This window comes from uncultured Tessaracoccus sp. (assembly GCF_947255005.1).
GTDB lineage: Bacteria > Actinomycetota > Actinomycetes > Propionibacteriales > Propionibacteriaceae > Arachnia.
Genome location: NZ_CAMYFI010000023.1, coordinates 16,485 through 35,247, shown reverse-complemented (window position 1 = coordinate 35,247; position 18,763 = coordinate 16,485). Strand labels below are relative to the sequence as shown.

At 64.7% G+C, this 18,763-nt stretch carries 15 protein-coding genes and 2 pseudogenes; 10 read left to right on the top strand and 7 right to left on the bottom strand.

The annotated features are described in order from the left end of the window. The 4 genes and pseudogenes from Q0X61_RS06785 to pknB form a co-directional block, all read left to right on the top strand. Window positions 1-264 (top strand): annotated as a pseudogene (locus tag Q0X61_RS06785) (hypothetical protein); the annotation flags it as partial. 1 nt (window position 265) lies between these two features. Further along, window positions 266-1,660, top strand: coding sequence for an FtsW/RodA/SpoVE family cell cycle protein (locus tag Q0X61_RS06780; protein WP_297741602.1), 1,395 nt, complete (start codon window positions 266-268; stop codon window positions 1,658-1,660). Next, window positions 1,657-3,087 carry a penicillin-binding protein 2 gene (locus tag Q0X61_RS06775; RefSeq protein WP_297741600.1) on the top strand — a complete coding sequence of 477 codons (1,431 nt, stop codon included), beginning with the start codon at window positions 1,657-1,659 and terminating at the stop codon, window positions 3,085-3,087. The genes Q0X61_RS06780 and Q0X61_RS06775 overlap by 4 nt, the downstream gene beginning before the upstream one ends. 61 nt (window positions 3,088-3,148) lie before the next feature. Then, complete coding sequence (pknB, locus tag Q0X61_RS06770) at window positions 3,149-5,029, top strand: Stk1 family PASTA domain-containing Ser/Thr kinase (protein WP_297741598.1); 1,881 nt, start codon at window positions 3,149-3,151, stop codon at window positions 5,027-5,029. On the opposite strand, the gene Q0X61_RS06765 is transcribed toward pknB, so the two are convergent. After that, window positions 5,026-5,613 (bottom strand): aminodeoxychorismate/anthranilate synthase component II, encoded by a 588-nt coding sequence (locus tag Q0X61_RS06765; RefSeq protein WP_297741596.1) that lies wholly within the window; start codon window positions 5,611-5,613, stop codon window positions 5,026-5,028. The two genes, pknB and Q0X61_RS06765, sit on opposite strands and share 4 nt — an antisense overlap. 46 nt (window positions 5,614-5,659) lie before the next feature. Here Q0X61_RS06765 and Q0X61_RS06760 point away from each other — a divergent pair, with 46 nt between their 5' ends. Together Q0X61_RS06760 and Q0X61_RS06755 are read left to right on the top strand one after the other, a co-directional pair. Next, window positions 5,660-6,421 carry a DUF881 domain-containing protein gene (locus Q0X61_RS06760; protein WP_297741594.1) on the top strand — a complete coding sequence of 254 codons (762 nt, stop codon included), beginning with the start codon at window positions 5,660-5,662 and terminating at the stop codon, window positions 6,419-6,421. A gap of 132 nt (window positions 6,422-6,553) precedes the next feature. Beyond that, window positions 6,554-6,838, top strand: coding sequence for a cell division protein CrgA (locus tag Q0X61_RS06755; RefSeq protein ID WP_297741592.1), 285 nt, complete (start codon window positions 6,554-6,556; stop codon window positions 6,836-6,838). Window positions 6,839-6,873: 35 nt separating this feature from the next. Here Q0X61_RS06755 and Q0X61_RS06750 read toward each other — a convergent pair whose 3' ends face one another. Beyond that, window positions 6,874-7,278, bottom strand: a complete 405-nt coding sequence (locus tag Q0X61_RS06750; protein WP_297741590.1) for a YbjQ family protein — start codon at window positions 7,276-7,278, stop codon at window positions 6,874-6,876. A gap of 57 nt (window positions 7,279-7,335) precedes the next feature. On the opposite strand from Q0X61_RS06750, the gene lysS reads away from it, so the two are divergent. Together lysS and Q0X61_RS06740 are read left to right on the top strand one after the other, a co-directional pair. Next, window positions 7,336-8,838: a lysine--tRNA ligase gene (gene lysS / locus Q0X61_RS06745; RefSeq protein WP_297741588.1), complete on the top strand. Its 1,503-nt coding sequence runs from the start codon at window positions 7,336-7,338 to the stop codon at window positions 8,836-8,838. Next, window positions 8,839-9,387: a DUF1707 domain-containing protein gene (locus tag Q0X61_RS06740; protein ID WP_367270714.1), complete on the top strand. Its 549-nt coding sequence runs from the start codon at window positions 8,839-8,841 to the stop codon at window positions 9,385-9,387. Between the two features lie 97 nt (window positions 9,388-9,484). Here the strand turns inward: Q0X61_RS06740 and Q0X61_RS06735 are convergent, their stop codons facing one another. Genes Q0X61_RS06735 through Q0X61_RS06725 form a run of 3 tightly spaced genes read right to left on the bottom strand, consistent with a single transcriptional unit; the run spans window position 9,485 to window position 11,634 of the window. Next, a complete protein-coding gene (locus tag Q0X61_RS06735) occupies window positions 9,485-10,978 on the bottom strand; it encodes a catalase (protein WP_297741586.1) in 1,494 nt (497 codons plus the stop codon). Next, complete coding sequence (locus tag Q0X61_RS06730; RefSeq protein ID WP_297741584.1) at window positions 10,965-11,435, bottom strand: Fur family transcriptional regulator; 471 nt, start codon at window positions 11,433-11,435, stop codon at window positions 10,965-10,967. Before Q0X61_RS06730 ends, Q0X61_RS06735 begins: the two co-directional genes overlap by 14 nt. Before the next feature lie 52 nt (window positions 11,436-11,487). Beyond that, on the bottom strand, window positions 11,488-11,634 hold the full coding sequence (locus Q0X61_RS06725) for a hypothetical protein (protein WP_297741582.1): 147 nt from the start codon (window positions 11,632-11,634) through the stop codon (window positions 11,488-11,490). 55 nt (window positions 11,635-11,689) lie between these two features. On the opposite strand from Q0X61_RS06725, the pseudogene Q0X61_RS06720 reads away from it, so the two are divergent. After that, window positions 11,690-11,914: pseudogene (locus Q0X61_RS06720) on the top strand (amino acid--tRNA ligase-related protein); the annotation flags it as partial. 75 nt (window positions 11,915-11,989) lie between these two features. On the opposite strand, the gene Q0X61_RS06715 reads toward Q0X61_RS06720, so the two are convergent. Continuing rightward, complete coding sequence (locus Q0X61_RS06715) at window positions 11,990-16,396, bottom strand: DUF4185 domain-containing protein (RefSeq protein WP_297741580.1); 4,407 nt, start codon at window positions 16,394-16,396, stop codon at window positions 11,990-11,992. A gap of 329 nt (window positions 16,397-16,725) precedes the next feature. Between Q0X61_RS06715 and Q0X61_RS06710 the strand changes: the two genes are divergently transcribed. Further along, window positions 16,726-17,367, top strand: coding sequence for a DUF1707 domain-containing protein (locus tag Q0X61_RS06710; RefSeq protein WP_297741579.1), 642 nt, complete (start codon window positions 16,726-16,728; stop codon window positions 17,365-17,367). Window positions 17,368-17,401: 34 nt separating this feature from the next. Here the strand turns inward: Q0X61_RS06710 and Q0X61_RS06705 are convergent, their stop codons facing one another. After that, on the bottom strand, window positions 17,402-18,601 hold the full coding sequence (locus tag Q0X61_RS06705; protein ID WP_297741577.1) for a helix-turn-helix domain-containing protein: 1,200 nt from the start codon (window positions 18,599-18,601) through the stop codon (window positions 17,402-17,404). Between the last annotated feature and the right edge of the window lie 162 nt (window positions 18,602-18,763).

The window sequence follows — 18,763 nt, the reverse complement described above, 5'->3', positions numbered from 1 at the left end:
GTGCAAGACCTCGAGGCGGGCCGGGCCACAGCCAAGCAGCTCCGCGGCCTCGCGGAGCGCTGCCGGGTGGTGCGGGAACAGCGGCTCAAGCCCGTCGACACTGCCCCCTCCCCCAGTCCGTCGCCGACAGCAGTCGCGTCGATTCCGGGCCTGCCGGTGCCAGAAGGCCAGGAGCAGGCGACCGACGTCGAGGCGGGCTACCCGACGCACCTCGCACCCATGACGCCTACCGCCACGGCGGAGGCAGACCCCGAGAGCTGCTGACATGAGTGTTGCTGTCCAGCCTGAGTTATCAGGCGAGGTGATCGTCTACCGAAAGCGGCGCGGGGTTGAGCTCGGGTTGCTGCTCATGGCGCTCGCCATCGGGTACGGCAGCTGGGTTACCGTGCATCTCAACGTGACTGGCGCACTGCCGCTCGATTGGGTGCGCGCAGGCATCATCTGGTTCGGTATGGGCATCGCCGCGCATATCGCGGTGCGTTGGAAGTTGCCGTACGCCGACCCTGTGCTACTGCCGTCGGTGTTCCTGTTGAACGGCATTGGTCTGGCCATGATCGCCCGCATCGACCTCATCCCCGATGTGCCGAAGCACGATGCCGAGATGCAGCTGCTGTGGACGCTGCTCAGTGTGGGCGTGTTCATCACCGTCTCCTGGTGGATGCCCGACCACCGTCGCTTGCAGCGCTACCCGTATCTGCTGTTTCTGTTCTCGCTGTTTCTACTGTTGCTGCCGCTCACCCCGCTCGGTGTTGAGCTGAACGGCGCCCGCATCTGGATTCGTGTGAAACAGTTCAGCTTCCAGCCAGCCGAGATCGCGAAGATCGCGCTCGCCATCGCGTTCGCCGCCTACTTCTACGAGAAGCGCGACGTGCTCGCCCTCGCGGGTAAGAAGGTGCTAGGCATCACCATCCCTAGGGCGCGAGATTTCATCCCCATCGCGATCATGTGGACGATGGCGCTCATGGTGATGGTGTTCCAGCGTGACCTGGGCATGGCGCTGCTGATCTTCGGCCTGTTCACCGTGATGCTCTACGTCGCTACGCAGCGCGCGTTTTGGCCCATCCTGGCGTTCCTCATGTTCATCGCCGCAGCAGCGGCCGCCTACCTGTTCACCTCGCATGTGCCGAAGCGCGTGCACAACTGGTTGGACCCATTCGCGGACACCGACGCGAACGGGCAGATCATCAATGGCCTGTTCGGCATGGCCTGGGGCGGGTTGTTCGGCCAGGGCTGGGGTGAAGGCCGTCCGGGGCTCACACCACTGGCGAAGAGCGACTTCATCGCCACCGCGCTGGGCGAGGAGGTCGGCATCGTCGGGTTGATGGGCATCATCCTCGTGTACACGTTCATTATCATGCGCGGGCTGAAAACGGCGCTGATCTGCCCCGACGGGTTCGGCAAACTGCTCGCGAGCGGGCTCAGCTTCATCCTCGCGTTGCAGGTGTTCTCGATCATCGGCGGCGTCACGCTGCTGCTGCCCCTCACCGGCCTCACCACACCATTCATGAGTCAGGGTGGGTCGTCGCTGCTCGCGAACTGGCTGCTCGTCGGCTTGCTCATGGTGATTTCCCACCGGGCACGGATGCCGCAGGCCGCCACCGCCACTCCGCAGATGATGGAGGCAAGCGAGGGAGAATCGACGGAGTTGATCGCCTCATGAATGGGCCACTGCGGAACGTCAGCATCTTCGTCGCGTGCATGATGGCGGCGCTGCTCATCAACCTCACCGTGCTCGCCACGCTCCGCCAACCGGGGCTGCTCGATCATCCCCTCAACCGCCGGGTCCGTGACGCCGAGTTCGCGCGTGACCGCGGCGCCATCCTCGTCGGAAACGACCCCATCGCCCAAAGCGAACCGACGGGCAATGCCATCGTGCCCTATCGTCGGAGCTTCACCGACGGGCCGCTGTGGGCGCCCGTGACGGGATGGTTCACGCGGATTCATGGCGCCTCCGGCCTGGAACGCTCGTATGCCCGCGACCTGGCGGGCACCGCGTCGGAGCAGACGTTCAATCGTCTTACCGACATGCTCACCGGCAAGGCCCCCACCGGTGCGAATATTTCCACGACGCTCAACCCCGACGCGCAACGCGCGGCGATGAGGGGGCTTGGCGACTCGCGGGGAGCCGTCGTCGCGCTCAACTACGAGACGGGCGAGATTCTCGCGCTGGCCTCCACGCCGAGCTACGACCCCAACGAGCTGAGCGGGCTGAATACCGGCGAGGTGAACGAGCGCTGGCAGCAGCTGCTGAACGCCAAGGACGAACCGCTGAAAAACCGCGCCGTTCGCGAGATCTATCCTCCGGGGTCGACGTTCAAGTTGGTGACCGCCGCTGCCGCGCTCGAGAACGGCATCAGCCCCGATACCAAGATCCCGTCGCCGTCGTCGCTGCGTTTGCCGGGCACCAACCATTCGCTCGGTAACTCCACGAACTGCGGCGGCGAAACCACCACGCTCGAGAACGCGCTGGCCACGTCGTGCAACACCGCGTTTGGGCAGCTCGGGCTCGACCTGGGTGCCGAGACGATGAAGGACATGGCGGAGCGCTTCGGGTTCAATCAAGACGCCCAAATCGACATACAGGCCGCGCGTTCGAAGTACCCCACCGACGCCGACCAGGCACAAACCGCGCTCAGCGCCATCGGCCAGTTCGACGTCGCCAGCTCCCCGCTACAGATGGCGCAAGTGGTGGGTGCGATCGCCAATAACGGCAAGATGATGAAGCCGTACCTGGTGAAGGACGTCGTCACGCGCGACCTGCAAGTGCTTTCCAGCAGGAAACCGACGGAGCAGTCTCGGCCCATCTCGGAGGCGACTGCGAAGCAGCTCCAGCAGATGATGCAAAGCGTCGTCCGGGAAGGCACGGGACGCTCGGCGCGCATCGACGGGGTCACGCTGGGGGGTAAGACAGGCACGGCGCAAACGTCGAAAGAACGCGCTCCGTACGCGTGGTTCGTCGGGTATGCAGAAGACCCGAAGGTAGCGGTAGCGGTGTTCATCGAAGATGCAGGGGTCGCCCGCGACGACATCTCTGGTGGACGACTGGCGGCGCCAATCTTCCGTTCGGTAGTGCAGGCTTTACGATGATGCGCCTTGTGTTAGGGCGTCGGTCTGCCAGAATGTTGAGCAGTTGGAAAGGAACGAGGCGATGACTGAGCGCGGAACTCTGCTCGGCGGCCGCTACAAGCTCGATGAGGTCATCGGGCGAGGTGGCATGGCCGAGGTCTGGCGTGCCCGAGACACCCGGCTCCAGCGCGACGTTGCCGTCAAACGCTTGCGCCTCGACTTGGCTTCTGACAACACCTTCCAGGCGCGATTCCGTCGAGAGGCTCAGGCGGCTGCAGGCCTCAATCACCCCAACATCGTGGCGGTCTACGACACCGGCGAGGAAGCCGACCCCGCATCCGGGGTCATGGTGCCGTACATCGTGATGGAGCTGGTTGAAGGCGTCACACTGCGCGAGGTGTTGCGCGGTGGCCGCAAGATAGTTCCTGAGAAGGCACTCGAGTTCACCGCCGGAGTGCTCGACGCGCTCGCGTACTCGCATCGGGCAGGCATCATCCACCGCGACATCAAGCCAGCCAATGTGATGTTCACGCCACCCGGCACGGTGAAGGTGATGGATTTCGGCATCGCCCGCGCCGTCGCTGACACCTCCGCGACGATGACCCAGACCGCCGCGGTGATCGGCACCGCGCAATACCTGTCGCCTGAGCAGGCGCGCGGTCAGAAGGTGGATAACCGCTCCGACATCTACGCCGTCGGCGTGTTGCTCTATGAGCTGCTCACGTCGGAGCCTCCGTTCCAGGGCGATTCCCCCGTCTCTGTGGTATTCCAGCACGTGCGCGAACTGCCGGTGCCACCGTCGCAGCGTGATCCGGAAGTGACGCCGGCGATGGACGCCATCGTGATGCGCGCGCTCGAGAAAGACCCACGCGACCGCTACCAGGATGCGTCGGAGATGCGCGAAGATATCGTGCGGGTGCTGAACAATCAGCCCGTCCGGCCCGCGCCCCGCTCCCACGCCACCGATGCCCCCACCCAGGTGATCGCGAGCGACCCAATCACCACTACCGCCCGACGTGCTGCCCCGCCCGCGGCGGGGGCCCCCCTGGCCGCGCATGGGGTTGAGCACGACGCGCCCTCGAGCCCGGAGGAGGTTCCGGGCGACGAAGAGGAGCCGGAAGAAGAGAAGCCCGGCAAGGGGCCGATCATCGTCATCAGTGTCCTCGCGGGTCTGCTGGTGATCGGCGTTATCGTGCTGCTGCTGTTCTTGAACAAAGGGCCCAGCGGTGACGCGTTACCGTCGCCCACACCATCGCCGTCCCCTACCGAAGCCCAGAGCGAAAGCTCATCGCCCACACCCACTGTCGAGATGGTGGCGGTGCCGCACGTCGTCGGGCTCGAACGCGCCGACGCCGAGAACCGCCTGCGTGATGCGGGGCTGTCGCCGGTGGTCGAGGAAGTCTCCGATGGCGCCACCGAAAGCAACAACGGCACGGTGAAGAGCTCCAATCCCGATGGCGGTAACGAAGTCGAAAAGGGCAGCGAGGTTCAGCTCCAGGTGTACACCTACGTGGTGAAGACCATCGAGGTGCCAGGGAACCTGGTGGGCATGAATGAGCAGGCCGCTGTCGACGAACTCGTCGCGGCCGGGTTCAAGAAGGAGAAGATCGAGTTCGTCGAAGAAGAGACTGACTCGCAGCCAGCAGGCAACGTGATCAAGGTCACGCCGACGGGCGCCGTCGACCCGGACAGCACTGTCACCCTCACCATCGCCCGCGAGTCGGCCACTGCCGAGGTGCCCGATTTCACGGGCATGACCGCTGAGCGCGCCCAGCAACTCGCCGAGCAGAGCGGGTTCAAGGTGGAAGTCACACCAGTGCCCACCGCCGACCATCCGGAGGGCCTCGTGTTTCAGCAAAGCGTCAACCCCGGCGCGTCGCTGAGCAAGGGCGAGACCATCAACTTGTCGGTGGCGCAGGCGCCTGAAGAGCCGCCTTCCGACGACAATGACGGCGACAACTAGCGCTCGGCCTCACATACTGCGAGCCAGTTGCTCAGCATGTCGTGCCCACGCTCGGTGAGCACGCTTTCCGGGTGGAACTGTACGGCTTCGAGGGCGAGCTCGCGGTGTCGGACCGCCATCACCACCCCCGACGAGGTGCGCGCCGTGATCTCCAACTCGTCGGGGAGCGTCGACTCGACGATCGCGAGCGAGTGGTAGCGGGTGGTGCGCACGGGCGACGGAAGCCCGCTGAATACCCCGCGGCCGTCGTGGAATACTTCGGATACTTTGCCGTGCAGTTGTTCTGGCGCGCGATCAACCGTGCCTCCGAACGCGACCGCCATCGCCTGCAACCCGAGGCAGACGCCGAACAGCGGTACGCGCCCGGCGAGGTTGCGGATCACGTCGATGCAGACGCCGGCGGCCTCCGGTGTGCCGGGCCCCGGAGAGAGCAGCACGCCGTCGTAGGGGTCGTGCCAGGAGGCGTCGTCGAATCGCGGATCGTCGTTGCGCCACACATCCACTTGTGCGCCGAGCTGCTGCAGATACTGGACGATGTTGTAGACGAACGAGTCGTAATTGTCGATGACGAGGATTCGGGCCACGGCGTCATTGTGCCATCGATGTGCGGCGTCGCCTACCATGGCGAGTGTGGATGGACGACGCACATTGCCGAGGCTCAGCCGGCCGCAGCGCCTTCCGCGCACGCGGGCCGGGCGCGTAGCTACCGTGCTTGTCTGTGTGGTGGCGGGCTTGCTCATCACCATCTCTGGGATTGCGGCGAGGGGTACCGACCTGCGCAACGACCGCAACGTGTCCCTTCGCGAGCTCATCAATAGCAACGCCCAGCAGAACACACAGCTGCAGAAGCAGATCGACGCCCTCCGCAGTGAAGTCGACGAGCTGTCCTCGCGGGATCTCTCGATGGGGCAGCTACGCCGGGATAAGGGTGAGGCCGAGTTGGCTGCGTCGACGGCGGCGGTCACCGGGCCGGGCGTGCGCGTGACGTTGAAGGACGCCCCTGCCGACGTGAAGCCTGCCGGCGTGGACGACGACGATCTGGTTGTGCATCAGCAGGACATCCAGTCGGTGGTGAATGCGCTGTGGGCCGGCGGGGCGGAGGCCATCACCATCCAGAGCCAGCGCGTGATCGCGACGACGGGCATCAAGTGCGTGGGGAACACCGTCGTGCTGCAGGGTGTGCCGTATGCGCCGCCGTACGTGATCGAGGCCATCGGCAGCCCCGACAAACTGGAACAGGCCCTCGACAGCGCGGCGGCGGTGCGGATCTACCGAGAGTACGTGGATGCGTACGGGCTGGGGTATGCGCAGGAACGCCTCGACGTCGTCGAAATGCCCGCGTTCTCCGGCGTACTCGGCATCAGGAACGCCCAACCCACGTCTGGTGATTGAGTAGCCGCCTGTCTCCCAGGCCCGATGGTTGAGTCGCCGCGAAGCGGCGTATCGAAACCGGCTTCACCCATGCTCGCGTAGCATTACGCGGCCAGCTGAACTAGCATTAGCGCGAACCTGCAAGGAGGAATAGTGCCAGAGTCACGAGTGCGCAAGGAAGCTGCCAAGAAGAAGCTTGCCAAGCAGCGCCACGAGCAGGCTGAACATCGTCAGCAAACGACGAAGCTGGCTAGCGGCGGCCGTGACTGGGTGCCGTGGGTGTTCATCCCCGTCGGACTGTTGGGCGTGCTGTGGATGGTGGTCTGGAACCTCGCTGGGCGAATGATCCCGTTCATGCAGGCACTCGGCAACTGGAACCTGGGCATCTCTATCGGCCTCATCCTCGCCAGCCTCGCCCTCATGACTCTCTGGAAGTAGCGCTACCCCAGCGTGGCCCCATCAGCCAGGCACGATTACGGCGACGACTGCCCTACCCTGTGCGCGCGCGGGCGCGGGCGCGGGGGTTCGAGCGTCGTGCCTGCAATCTTCACCGCCGTACCGTAGGCGGTGATCTCCCCTACCGACTCGGAGATCTGCTCGGAGTCGAACCGGACGCCGATCACAGCGTTAGCCCCGGCCTCCTTGGCCTGCATCACCATCGCGCCTAAGGCGTCCTGCCGTGCGCGGGTATTGATGTAGAGCATGTCGGGGTTGTGCGCTTGGTCACGTGGCCTAGTTGCCACTCCGACGACTACACCGATGATCTCGGACATGTTCGGCAGCGTATTCGTCGTGGTGACAGGCAGGGAGTACCGCAGGAACTCGGGCCGACGGGGGTCGACGTCTGGCTGGGGCCTCGGTGAGATGGGAGTCTCCATGCGCCTACCGTACAAGGTGTTCGGCGCGCTCCGTCGCCGCAAGCTAGGATGCGAGGCGTGACTGACGAGAACCTGCCTACCGATTCTGAACAGACCACGATCCGAAAAGAGAAGCGCGACCGCCTCCTCTCGGCTGGCGTCGAACCGTACCCCGCAGATCTGAAACGCAGCCACACGCTCGAGGAGGTTCGCGCCAGATGGGGCCATCTCGAGGCTGGGGAGGAAACCAACGACGAGGTTGCCGTTGGCGGACGGGTGGTGTTCATCCGCAACACGGGCAAGCTCGCGTTCGCCACCTTGCAGGATGGCTTTACCCCCGACAACAACGGTGAGCGCCTTCAGGTCATGCTGTCGCTCGCTGAGGTCGGCGAGGAAGCGTTGGCTGCCTGGAAGTCCGATGTCGACCTCGGCGATCATGTGTGGGTCACCGGCCGCGTGATCGCGTCGAAGCGCGGAGAGCTGTCTGTTATGGCATCTCAGTGGCGCATGGCGTCGAAGGCGCTACGCCCGTTGCCGACGATGCATAAGGACCTCTCCGAGGAGTCGCGCGTGCGCCGTCGGTACGTCGATCTGATCGTGCGCGACGAAGCGCGTGAGATGGTGCGCAAACGCTCGGCTATCACCCGAGCGGTGCGCGAGGCGCTGTACGCACAGGACTACCTGGAGGTGGAAACGCCCATCTTGCAGCTCCTACACGGCGGCGCGGCGGCACGCCCGTTCGGCACGCACCTCAATGCGTTCGACATCCACATGAGTCTGCGCATCGCCCTCGAACTGCACCTCAAGCGCACCATGGTCGGCGGAGCCAGCCGGGTATTCGAGATGGGGCGCGTATTTCGCAACGAGGGCGTCGACTCGTCGCACTCCCCCGAGTTCACCATGCTCGAAGCCTACGAGGCCTGGGGCGACCAATTCAGCGTCGGGAAGCTCACACAAGAGATCGTGCTGGCCGCCGCCGACGCGGTGGGCACCCGGCAGATTGAGACGCCACAGGGCACCATCGACCTGGATGGCGAGTGGCCCTGGGTGCCGGTGTATCCCCGCTTGTCGGAGGAGCTTGGGCGCGAGATCACCGTCGACACTCCTGCCGACGAATTGCGCGCCCTCGCCGACGAGCGCGGCGTGGAAGTGGATCCGGCGTGGGACGCCGGAAAGCTCGTAATGGAGCTCTTCGGCGAGCTCGTCGAGCCGACGCTCATCCAGCCGACGTTCGTGTGCGACTACCCCGCCGTCGCCCAGCCGCTGGCGCGCATCAACAAGGAAGATCCGGGCAAGGTGCTCGCGTGGGACCTCATCATCGGCGGCATGGAGCGCGGCACCGGCTTCACCGAGATGATCGACCCAGTGATCCAGCGCGACGTGCTCACGGCGCAGTCGTTGAAGGCTGCGGCAGGCGATCCCGAGGCGATGCAGCTCGACACCGACTTCATCGAGGCACTCGAATACGGCGTGCCCCCGATGGGCGGGCTCGGCATCGGCATCGACCGTCTCATCATGCTGCTCACGGGTGCGGGCATCCGCGAGACCATCCTCTACCCCCTGCTGCGCCCCCAGTCCTGACTGGCCCTTCTGCGGCTAGGCTGGCCGCATAGAGGAAGCCGCTACCGCATCGGTGATCACGACCGTGAGGCCGTGCTGCGCGTCCTGCAGGAAGCGCATGGAGCTGGTCGGCTCGACGCCGAGGAGCTCGACGAGGCCATGGGCCCCGGCGTCACCGTCGTCCTGGATCTCCACCAGGTCATGGCGGGCAACGACATCGACCAGGCCGCCCGGGGCGACGGCTACGTCGTCGCGCAGGAGTACCTCCCCGAGGCGAAGAACGGCGACGTGCGCATGTTCGTCATGAACGGCCAGCCCCTCGAGGTGGACGGCCGGATCGCCGCGTTCCGACGTCGCTCGTCCGACTCCGACATGCGCTCCAACATGTCCGACGGCGGCAAGGCCGAGGCCGTGGAGGTCAACGTCTTCAGCCCCGGCGGGCTCGGCTCGTGCGAGGCGCTGTACGACATCGACTTCTCCCCCGCCGTGATCGCCGACCTCGAGCGCAAGGTCAACATGCGGGCGCACTACGGCGCCCAGCTGCCGAACAAGGCGCTCAACACCATCTGAGCGCAGACCGACGAAGAAGGATCAAGCCTTGTTGCGGTTTTCCGCAACAAGGCTTGATCCTTGTCATGCTCCCGACGGCGTCAGCCGCGGGATCGGGTCACTCGGCGTCGCCGGCACCCATCGGGTTGTCGCCGCCCTTGCCGTCGCGGCCGCGAGCCTCGAGCTCGGCGCCCACCTCGGCGTCGATGTTCTTCCAGTACTGGATGAAGCGCGGGTAGACGATGTCGTCGAGGTCCGGCGCCTGGCCGGCGAGGGTGTCGACGAGACGGGCGCGCTGGGCGTCGTCGAAGACCTCGCGCACGAGGGTGTGCGCCTGGCCCCAGTCGTCGTCCTCGCTGTGGAGGGTGTACGCGGAGCGCACCATCTGGCCGTCGGCCTCCCAGCCGTTGTCCACCGGGCCCTCGACCTCCTGGTAGCCGCGACCGTAGGAGTTGGGCGCGTAGACCGGAGCGTCACCGCTGTGGTGGTACTGCATCTGCCCCTCCTTGTCGTAGGAGTTCACGGGGCAGACGGGAGCATTGACCGGCAGCTGGTTGTAGTTGGTGCCGATGCGGTTGCGCTGCGCGTCCGGGTAGGAGAAGACGCGGCCGAGCAGCATCTTGTCGGGGCTCACGCCGGTGCCGGGCACGGTGTTCGACGGGGAGAACGCCGCCTGCTCGATCTGCGCGAAGTGGTTGGTGGGGTTCTCGTTGAGGGTGAAGCGGCCCACCTCGATGCGCGGGTAGTCCTTCTTCGACCAGGTCTTGGTGAGGTCGAACGGGTTGAAGCGGTATTCCTTGGCCTCGTCGTACGGCATGACCTGGACGTGGAGGGTCCAGCTCGGGTACTCACCGCGCTCGATGGCCTCGAACAGGTCGCGACGGTGGAAGTCCGCGTCCTTGCCGGCGAGAGCCTCGGCCTCCTCGTTGGTCATGTTCTCGACGCCCTGGTCGGTGAGGAAGTGGTACTTCACCCAGAAGCGCTCGCCCTCGGCGTTGACCCACATGTAGGTGTGCGAGGAGTAGCCGTTCATGTTGCGCCAGGACTTCGGCAGGCCGCGGTCGCCCATGAGGTAGGAGACCTGGTGCGCGGACTCGGGGCTCAGCGTCCAGAAGTCCCACTGCATGTTGCCATCACGCAGGCCGGAGGCCGGCATGCGCTTCTGCGAGTGGATGAAGTCGGGGAACTTCATGGGGTCGCGGAGGAAGAACACGGGGGTGTTGTTGCCCACCATGTCGAAGTTGCCCTCGTCGGTGTAGAACTTCAGGGCGAAGCCGCGGACGTCGCGCCAGGTGTCGGGCGAGCCGAGCTCACCGGCGACGGTGGAGAAGCGGGCGAGCATGCGGGTCTTGGCACCGGGCTGCAGGAAGGCGGCCTTGGTGTACTTGGAGACGTCGCCGGTCACCTCGAACTCGCCGAAGGCGCCGGAGCCCTTGGCGTGCGGGGAACGCTCGGGAACGCGCTCGCGGTCGAAGCGGGCGAGCTTCTGGACGAGGGCGACGTCGTGGAGGAGCAGCGGGCCGTTGGCGCCGATGCTGAGCGAGTGGGCGTCGGACTGACGCGGCTCGCCGGTCTCGGTGGTGGAGGGAATGGACGGATCAAACTTGGTCATGATTGGTCCCTTCATGCGTGGTGGTTGGGGCTGGTTGACGACATCTGGCGCACAGTCCTCGGTAGATCACCTCGGCCTGGTCCACCTCGAACCCGTGGTCGACCGGGGGCTCGAGGCAGGGCGCGGCACCGACGGGGCACGGCACGTCCTCGAGCCTGCCGCACTCGCGACAGACGACGTGATGGTGGTTGTCCCCGACCTCGAGCTCGTACTGCGAGCCACGACCGTCGACGGCCACCCGGCGCAGCAGGGCCGCGTCGGTGAGGGCGTGGAGGACGTCGTAGATCGCCTGTTTCGAGACCGTGCCCAGCCGTTCCCGCACGGCGGACGCGACGTCGTCGGCCGTGGAGTGGGGATGCTGCTGGATGACCTGCAGCGTGGCGAGCCGGGGACTGGTGACGCGAAGCCCGGCAGCACGCAGCGACGCTGCGTGGTCCACCGGTTCCAGAATCGTCATGCCACCAGCCTAGCGCATTTCTGGACTTGGTCAAGAAAACAAGGAAGTCCAGTCAGCTTTGGTGCTCGCGCAACGCGCGGAAGGTGTCGAGCTCCTCCTTCGCCACGCCGTCGAGGACGACGATGTCGGGATCCACGATCGCCGCCCCAAAGCCGGCCACCGGGGCGATGAGCTCGAAGTACTCCTTGACCGCGGCCACCGCGATCTCGTCCCCGGCCTCGGCCGCCCGCACGATGGCATAGCGGCCCTCGCCCGACCCAGTGATCCAGCGCGACGTGCTTACGGCGCAGTCGTTGAAGGCTGCGGCAGGCGATCCCGAGGCGATGCAGCTCGACACCGACTTCATCGAGGCACTCGAATACGGCGTGCCCCCGATGGGTGGGCTCGGCATCGGCATCGACCGTCTCATCATGCTGCTGACCGGCGCGGGCATCCGCGAGACCATCCTCTACCCCCTGCTGCGCCCCCATAGCAGCTAATACCCACAACATGGGATCAGGCCTCTGACACGTGTTCCGCTCAGTTGCGGAACACGTGTCAGAGGCCTGCCTTAGTTAGAGCCCCGTCCTCGGCATACCGGGCCGCGGACGATCAGCGCCGCGCTGGGGCGGCTGCTGTTTCGCAGACGGAGCCTGCCCGGCACCGTCCTCGACTGCCTCGTCGGGTTTCCCGTCATCCGACGGCCTCGGCTCGAGCTCAGGATCAGGCTGCGGCTCAGGCCCAGGCCCAGGCTCAGGTTCAGGAGCAGGCTGCGGCTCAGGCTCAGGCGCCGGCTGGTCGGGCAGCTTAACTTCCACGATCGCTGGTTCCATCCCGGGGGCCGTGGAGGTTCCCGGACGCAGCACACCCGATTTCGCGGTCACCCTGAGCTCCGCCACGGCCATCCACGGGTTGTCCTCGGCGGGTGCGTCGGAATCGGGCCACGCGTTCAGACCGACGAACTTCACGTACCGGCCACGCGCGTCGAACGAGAGCTGCTGCCAGTCGTCGACACGCTCCAGGGTGCCTTTCAGCGCGGGCTCGCCCCATTCCTTGCCGTCGTCAGAGACGTAGATCTCGAAGTCCCTAGCCTGTCGAGCCTTCGAGCCCGGTCTGGGCAAGTGCCCCAAGCCGCACAGGCTTTGCACCTTGCCGGTGTCGACGATGATGTGGTGCGGGAAGGGCGTGTTGGTGTCCCATTCCGTGTGCCAGTAGGTGGCAGGGTTTCCGTCGACGGCGGCGCTGCCCGGCCCGCTGCCGGGGCCCTCACCCCACGTCTGCTCCGTGTCCGCCGAGACGAACTTCGGCGTCGTCGGCTCACCACAAACGGATTCCATCACCACGCCTGCGCTCACCTTGCCGGCGCTCGAGTCGAGAACCATCGGTAAGAACGCGGAACCGAGGGCTGCGTCGATGTTGGTGATCGTCAGCGTGAACTCCTTGCTCTCGCCCGCCGGGATCGCTGGAATCTCGGGCAGATCAGAAACCTTCCAGCCCTCGGGGAACTGCGCGTGCAGCGTCGCGTCGCGCACGTCGGTGGTGCCGTCGTTGATGACCTTGAGCGTGAGCTTCGCCGATTGGCCTGGCCACAGCTGCGTACGCTCCGCCTGCAACGACAATCCGATGACGGGCGTGATGCTCCATCTGTCGTCACTCATGTCGCCGGGCAGCTGCGCGAGCTTGCTCGCCTCGAGCGTCTGCTCCGGGTACTCCTTGCCGCCCAGGTAGCGGTGAGGACGCACCTCGTCGCCGTCGGTCACCGAAAGCACCTGGTTGGTGGTGGCATTCGTGACCCGGTAGATGCCCTCGCCGTCGCTGATGATCTGCCATTTCTGCTTGTTCGCTGACTGATCGTCGATGGCTCGGCAAGGCTCGAAGTTCGGCGCGGCACCGATCTCGGTGACGACGCCGAGCGTCTCGAAGCCCTTCGACATCGCGAGACACTTGCCCGTCACGCTGGAGCGGAGCTGATAGTAGCGGTCAGGCGTGGGCGTCAGGTACCAGGTATCGGTGCCGTACACGTCGGGGTCAGCTCCCGTCTCGCCCAGCACCTTGTTCGGCTCATCGTGGAGCGAGAATCGGTACATGCCCTCCCGCAGCGGCTGGTCGTCAACGTTCATCCATTGCGGCGAACGCCCCACAGCGTCGATATCCGACTTGAACTGGTTCCAGCTCTTGCCACCGTGATTGCCCGTCCAGCCCATTTGCGCGACGAAGCGGAGGCCGTCGCGAATACGTTCGGCCTGAGCGTTTTCCGTCATGGCCTGAGCGTGATCCACCCACATCGAGGCCTTCACGCCCGTGAGCTGCGGGTGACCAGGCTCGACGCGCCCATGACTGCCGAAGAACACACCTGGATGCCACCTCGACGTCCACAGTCGCTCGGGGTGGATGGAGATGTCCTGCGTGGGATGGCGGGTGTCGTAGAGCGCCAGCGAGGCGTTCATGATCTTGTGTCCGCGATCCAGAATCGACTGCGCCGGGACGCCCCGGTCGATCCAGTGCTCCACCACGATGTCGGAATCGAGCTGCACCTTCGTCGCGCCGTGGATGCCGTCGTTCCACATGCGCAGCGTCAAGCCCTTGCTCTTGGCGTGCGCGTTGACGGTGTTCACGAAATCGAATACCGCGTTGTTGATGGTCTCGAACGCATCGCTAGTGACTGCTTCATCGCCGAATTTGTCGCGCACGCATTCAATGAGGCGCTGGTAGTTCTTCGGGTCACTACCCAGCATGTACTCGTCCGAGCCGACGTGCCACTGCTTCGGCTGGAACACGTCGATGTATTCATCCATGAGGTCGAGATAGAACTCGACTGCCTCGGGATTGCAGACGTCGAGCTTATTGGGCTGATGCTTCCCGTTGTCGTCGATGAGCTGGAAGTCGGGGTAATTTTCCAGCACGACGTCCATGTGGCCGGGTGCGTTGATCTCCGGAATCACCTCGATGCCCATGGCGTTCGCCTTTGCGACGAACTTCTTTACCTGCTCTTTCGGGTAGTAACTCCACGTGTTGAGGTTGGGGTATTTATCGGATTTCACCTTGATCTGCAGCAGCACCTGGTTGAGTTTGAGGTCCGCCATCTCAACGAGCATGCGGTCGATCCACTCGTCGGAGATGTTCACCTCGTAGGCACTGATGGTGAGGCCGCGCTCGGGGTACTTCGGCTTATCGACGGTGTGCCCCGCCGCGAGCGTTGTGTCCTGGCGCAGCAATTGCGAGACGGTGCGGGTTGCGTAGAACGCGCCCGCCTTCGTGGCCGCGACGATGGTGACGCCGTCGGCGCTCACGCCCAGGGAGTATCCCTCGTCGCCAAGCTCGCCACGCTTGGCAGAATCGATGCGCACCTCGATGTCACTGGCCTGTGCGCCGCTGGTGACGAACTGCGCCGGGGCACCTGCACGGTAGTTGCCGATCTCGCGCGAGAGCAGGTCTGCGCTGGCGCGGAACTCGTCGGGCGCGACAATGCGGGTTGCATCACTCAGCTCCCAGACGCCGTCCGCGGCGTTCCACCCAGGAAGCGACGGAACCGTCACGGGCGGCGCAGCCGGCTCGGGGGCTGCCTCTTGCGTGGGCTCGCCCAGTGCGACGAGACTGAAATCGTCGCCTTGCACCCAGCGATCCCCAGTCATTGTCGACCCCGCATACACCTGGAGGTGCCGGTGCTCGCCGGAGTTGAATTCCACGACGAACTTCGTGTAGCCGCGCAAATCACCAAATGTTTTCTGCGCAATCGTATCGGCGCCAATTTCTGTTGGGCGCACGCCGATCAGGCCTTCACCGGCGTTACCGCCGACGGTATCTCCCGTGGTGAGCCACCCCGTGAGGCGGTAGTCAGTGTGCGGGGTGACGGCGACGTTCTGCGTCATCAGGTGTTCTCCGCCGGAGGCGCGCACCCAGAATTGCCTGCGACCGACGTTTGCCCAGGCAGATTGGGTATCGATGCCACCCACATTCGACGGGCTCCACCCGCCAGGAACATCAAACTTGTCGCTGCGTTCAAAGGACGGATCGACCAGCAGGTTCGGGCACGTGATCTTGCCCTTATCGTCGAGCGTGACTTTCATGAGCGCGACGTTGTACTCGTTCCATACCGACATGGCGAAGTACAGCTCGCCCTTCGGCGACCACGGGTGGATGAACCCGCCGTAGAGTCCCGGATAGTCCTGCTGAGTGGCCAGCACCTGGGGTTCCTGCCAGGGCCCCGTCGGCTGGGCAGCGGTGCGCAAGACGAGATCGGCATTGCCGTCGAGGTACACCATCTGCCACAGCCCGGAGTGTGGATCTTTGCGCACCGACAGCTCCGCAACCGGGCCCTGAATCAACGGAGTAATCGACGCGTAGTCCTTCGTCCACTCGGAACCGGTGTAGAACTCCCAGGCGCTCTTGTCGAGTAGCCCCTCTTCCTTGACCCGGGCGAGGTGTGCGTCGCCGAGGCGCCCATTCGGGGTGCCGAAGATGTAGACGAATCCGCCGTCCTTGGCGAAGGCTTTCATCTGCATAGGGTCGTTGCCGTCGGGGTTTTCAAAGCGCGGGGCGGCTTCGGTCTGCCATGTCACACCGCGGTCGTCGGAGTACGCCATCTGGGCGAAGTTCGTGTCCCACTGACCGGGTTCTCCCCAGTGGCGCACCGACATGAAATCAAGGTACTGGCGCGTGCCCACGGCGATGCCCGCCGTGGGGATAACCGTCATCTCGTCGTGGTCGACCTTCTTGCCCTCGATGATTCCTTTGGCCTTGCCGTCATCGCCGGTGAGCGCCCAGTCGAAGGTCATGCCGTCGTCAAGCTTGTTGTCGGTGGAGCGCAGCAGCACGTTCGAGCGCCAGTTGTCGAAGCCGGCGCCGTCCTTGCCCGGGTTGGTGAAAGTGTCGCCGAAGGCGGTCAGGATGCCGCCCTCGCCGTCCTCCCACATCACGCCGAGATCGGTTGCTCCGATGTCCCACTTTTCTTTGGTGTTGGTGACCGCGTGTTGGCCTGTCATCTCCTCCACGAATACCGCGGGGCTCGGAGCCGTAGGGGCAGGAGTGGCTTCTGCAGTGAGTGCTGGCGTCGAAGTCATCGTCGCCACCAGACAAACTGCTGTCAGAGCTCCCACTTGCTTACGAACCCTAGTTGGGGGTTGATTTGGCATCGTTACCTCATCCGTTCGGCAGCTCGCTGCATCGCGAACTGTAATCGTTTACGTTTTAGACTAGCGGCACGTCGGTCAACACGAAGACCCTTCACTAAATTGATGCATCTTCTTTGGCGCACCCCACATTCCCTCCGCTCAGCCGGTTCTTGCACGAGGACATTCGGTACGCTGCTGGCATGTCCGAGAACCACCCGGCCCCACGCCTACGCATCGGCGATGCCGACCGCGATGCCGCCCTCACTGTGCTGCAGGAAGCGCACGCCGCAGGCAGGCTCGACCTGGCCGAGCTCGAGGAACGGCAGGAACAAGCGCTCCACGCCAGGTACCGCGTCGATTTAGATGAACTCATCAACGACTTACCTGAAGGAAGGGTCCTGATCACGCAGTCTGACGCCGCGCCTGCCAGCGCTCCTGCCGTCAGTGCCCGGAGCAGCCACGTTCCGACGCGCGTTGGGGAAGACCGCCCGTTCAGGTTGGCGTTGCTGAGCGGTCGCAACATCGTGCTGGAACCCGGCTCACCCGGATTGCGCTCCTTCGCGTTTTGGGGCGGGAACGAAATCTACTTGCGCGACTGCATGGGACCCGGCGCCGTCGTGACGCTAGACGTGTCCGCTGTGATGGGTGGCCACGACATCTACATTCCGCCAGGCGTGCGCGTCGTCGACGAGTGCGTGGCAATCATGGCCGGCAATGACATCGATGCGGCAGCCATGGGCGACGGTTCAAACGGCACGCTGATTTTGCGCGGCTTCCTGTTTTGGGCCGGCTGCGATGTGCACCTCGACCCGCAGACGGTGCAGCGCCACGGGCAGCACTGATCGGACCGGGTGTAACGCATGAGGAGCCGCAGCCCTAGCTGGTCTGCTCCGCCCAGAGCTTGTGTACCTGCTCGGCCGAAAACTCCCGCGCGCCCGAGTCGGACGAGATGAGCAGATTGAATATCTCCTGCCATGCCATGAATGCAGAGCCCGTAGCGACGCCAAACTCGTCGGTCCCGGAATCGACGACATTGGCCGGGCGCCCGGTCTCTTGCTCGACGGCTTCCTTCACCACAGGCAGCACCGTGTCGCGCAGCGGCGAGAGCGCGCCGCCCACCACCACGACCGCTGGGTCCATCAATGCAGCCGCGCACCCGATCTTCGGCGCCGCCTCTGCGAGGTAGGCCTGCACTGCCGACAGCGCATCATCATCTCCGGCAACGGCCTGCTCGATCAGAACAGAGGCCTGGTTGTCGGTCTGCTCAACCGGGAGTTGGGGCTTGTCCAGGCTATAAGTAGCCGACGGGATACCCCGCTCGTACACGTGTCCGGCTCGTCCTCGAGCACCCACGTAGACGCCGTGCTCCGTCACGGCGCAGAGCTTCGGCGTGCGGTCGAAGTGCACGTACAGCATGGCGCGGCCACGGGATTCCATGTCTACCCGCTGTGCCGCAAACGCCGCCGCGTGACCGTCGCACACCTCGATGATGTCGTCGTGAAAGCCCCTCGCGCGGAGTTCCTCACGCAATGCGCTGATCTGTTCGTGTACCTTCGACGCGGCCTCGCTGTCAGGTGTGCGGTGATGGTCGTGGTCGAGGGAAACACCCACCGCCCACACTGGCCCGTTTCCGTCAGGCAGCACGGCACTCAGAAGGCGGCGGCTGATGCCGCGGTAGTCACCGTCGACATGGTCGTCCGCAGGAATCTCGGCGCGCCCCAGCTCGGTGCCGAGCATGTCGATGCTCACAATGCGCAAAGTGTGCGCGTCGAAATCGATGCCGAGCACGCACCCTTGGGGGCGCACGAGCGAAAACAGCTGCGGGGGCCTGCCACGGCGACGCTCTTGGCTGCCTCCTGCAGCCACCCACCCCTTGGCCTCGAGCCCGCGTAAGAGATGCCCCAGCGACGCAGGAGTGAGCCCCGTTAATTCAGCCAATTGCGCAATCCGTAGCGGTTCGTTCTGCTTGCGCATCACGTCAATGACGAGCTGCTCGTTCCAGAAACGAATCGACTTCGGGTCGGCACTCCTGGAAACACCCCCGACGACTCCGTCCTTCATCGTTTCACCACCCATCTGTCGAAATGTACGTATACCGACATCTAGCCTAGCCAACAGGCGGTAGAGCGCATACCTCGGGATGGTTTTGATACGTTCTGCCGCTTCAACCAATGCAAAAGTGTAAACGTTTGCTGTGACAGATTTCTTTCATCCCGAATCGATACGGCGAGCTTGGGA

Bases quoted from the DNA above. Each gene is read 5' to 3' on its own strand.
- Q0X61_RS06705 (WP_297741577.1), bottom strand. From the start codon at position 18,601: ATGGGTGGTGAAACGATGAAGGACGGAGTCGTCGGGGGTGTTTCCAGG.
- Q0X61_RS06715 (WP_297741580.1), bottom strand. From the start codon at position 16,396: ATGACAGGCCAACACGCGGTCACCAACACCAAAGAAAAGTGGGACATC.
- Q0X61_RS06710 (WP_297741579.1), top strand. From the start codon at position 16,726: ATGTCCGAGAACCACCCGGCCCCACGCCTACGCATCGGCGATGCCGAC.
- pknB (WP_297741598.1), top strand. From the start codon at position 3,149: ATGACTGAGCGCGGAACTCTGCTCGGCGGCCGCTACAAGCTCGATGAG.
- Q0X61_RS06730 (WP_297741584.1), bottom strand. From the start codon at position 11,435: ATGACGATTCTGGAACCGGTGGACCACGCAGCGTCGCTGCGTGCTGCC.
- Q0X61_RS06780 (WP_297741602.1), top strand. From the start codon at position 266: ATGAGTGTTGCTGTCCAGCCTGAGTTATCAGGCGAGGTGATCGTCTAC.
- Q0X61_RS06735 (WP_297741586.1), bottom strand. From the start codon at position 10,978: ATGACCAAGTTTGATCCGTCCATTCCCTCCACCACCGAGACCGGCGAG.
- Q0X61_RS06775 (WP_297741600.1), top strand. From the start codon at position 1,657: ATGAATGGGCCACTGCGGAACGTCAGCATCTTCGTCGCGTGCATGATG.
- Q0X61_RS06750 (WP_297741590.1), bottom strand. From the start codon at position 7,278: ATGGAGACTCCCATCTCACCGAGGCCCCAGCCAGACGTCGACCCCCGT.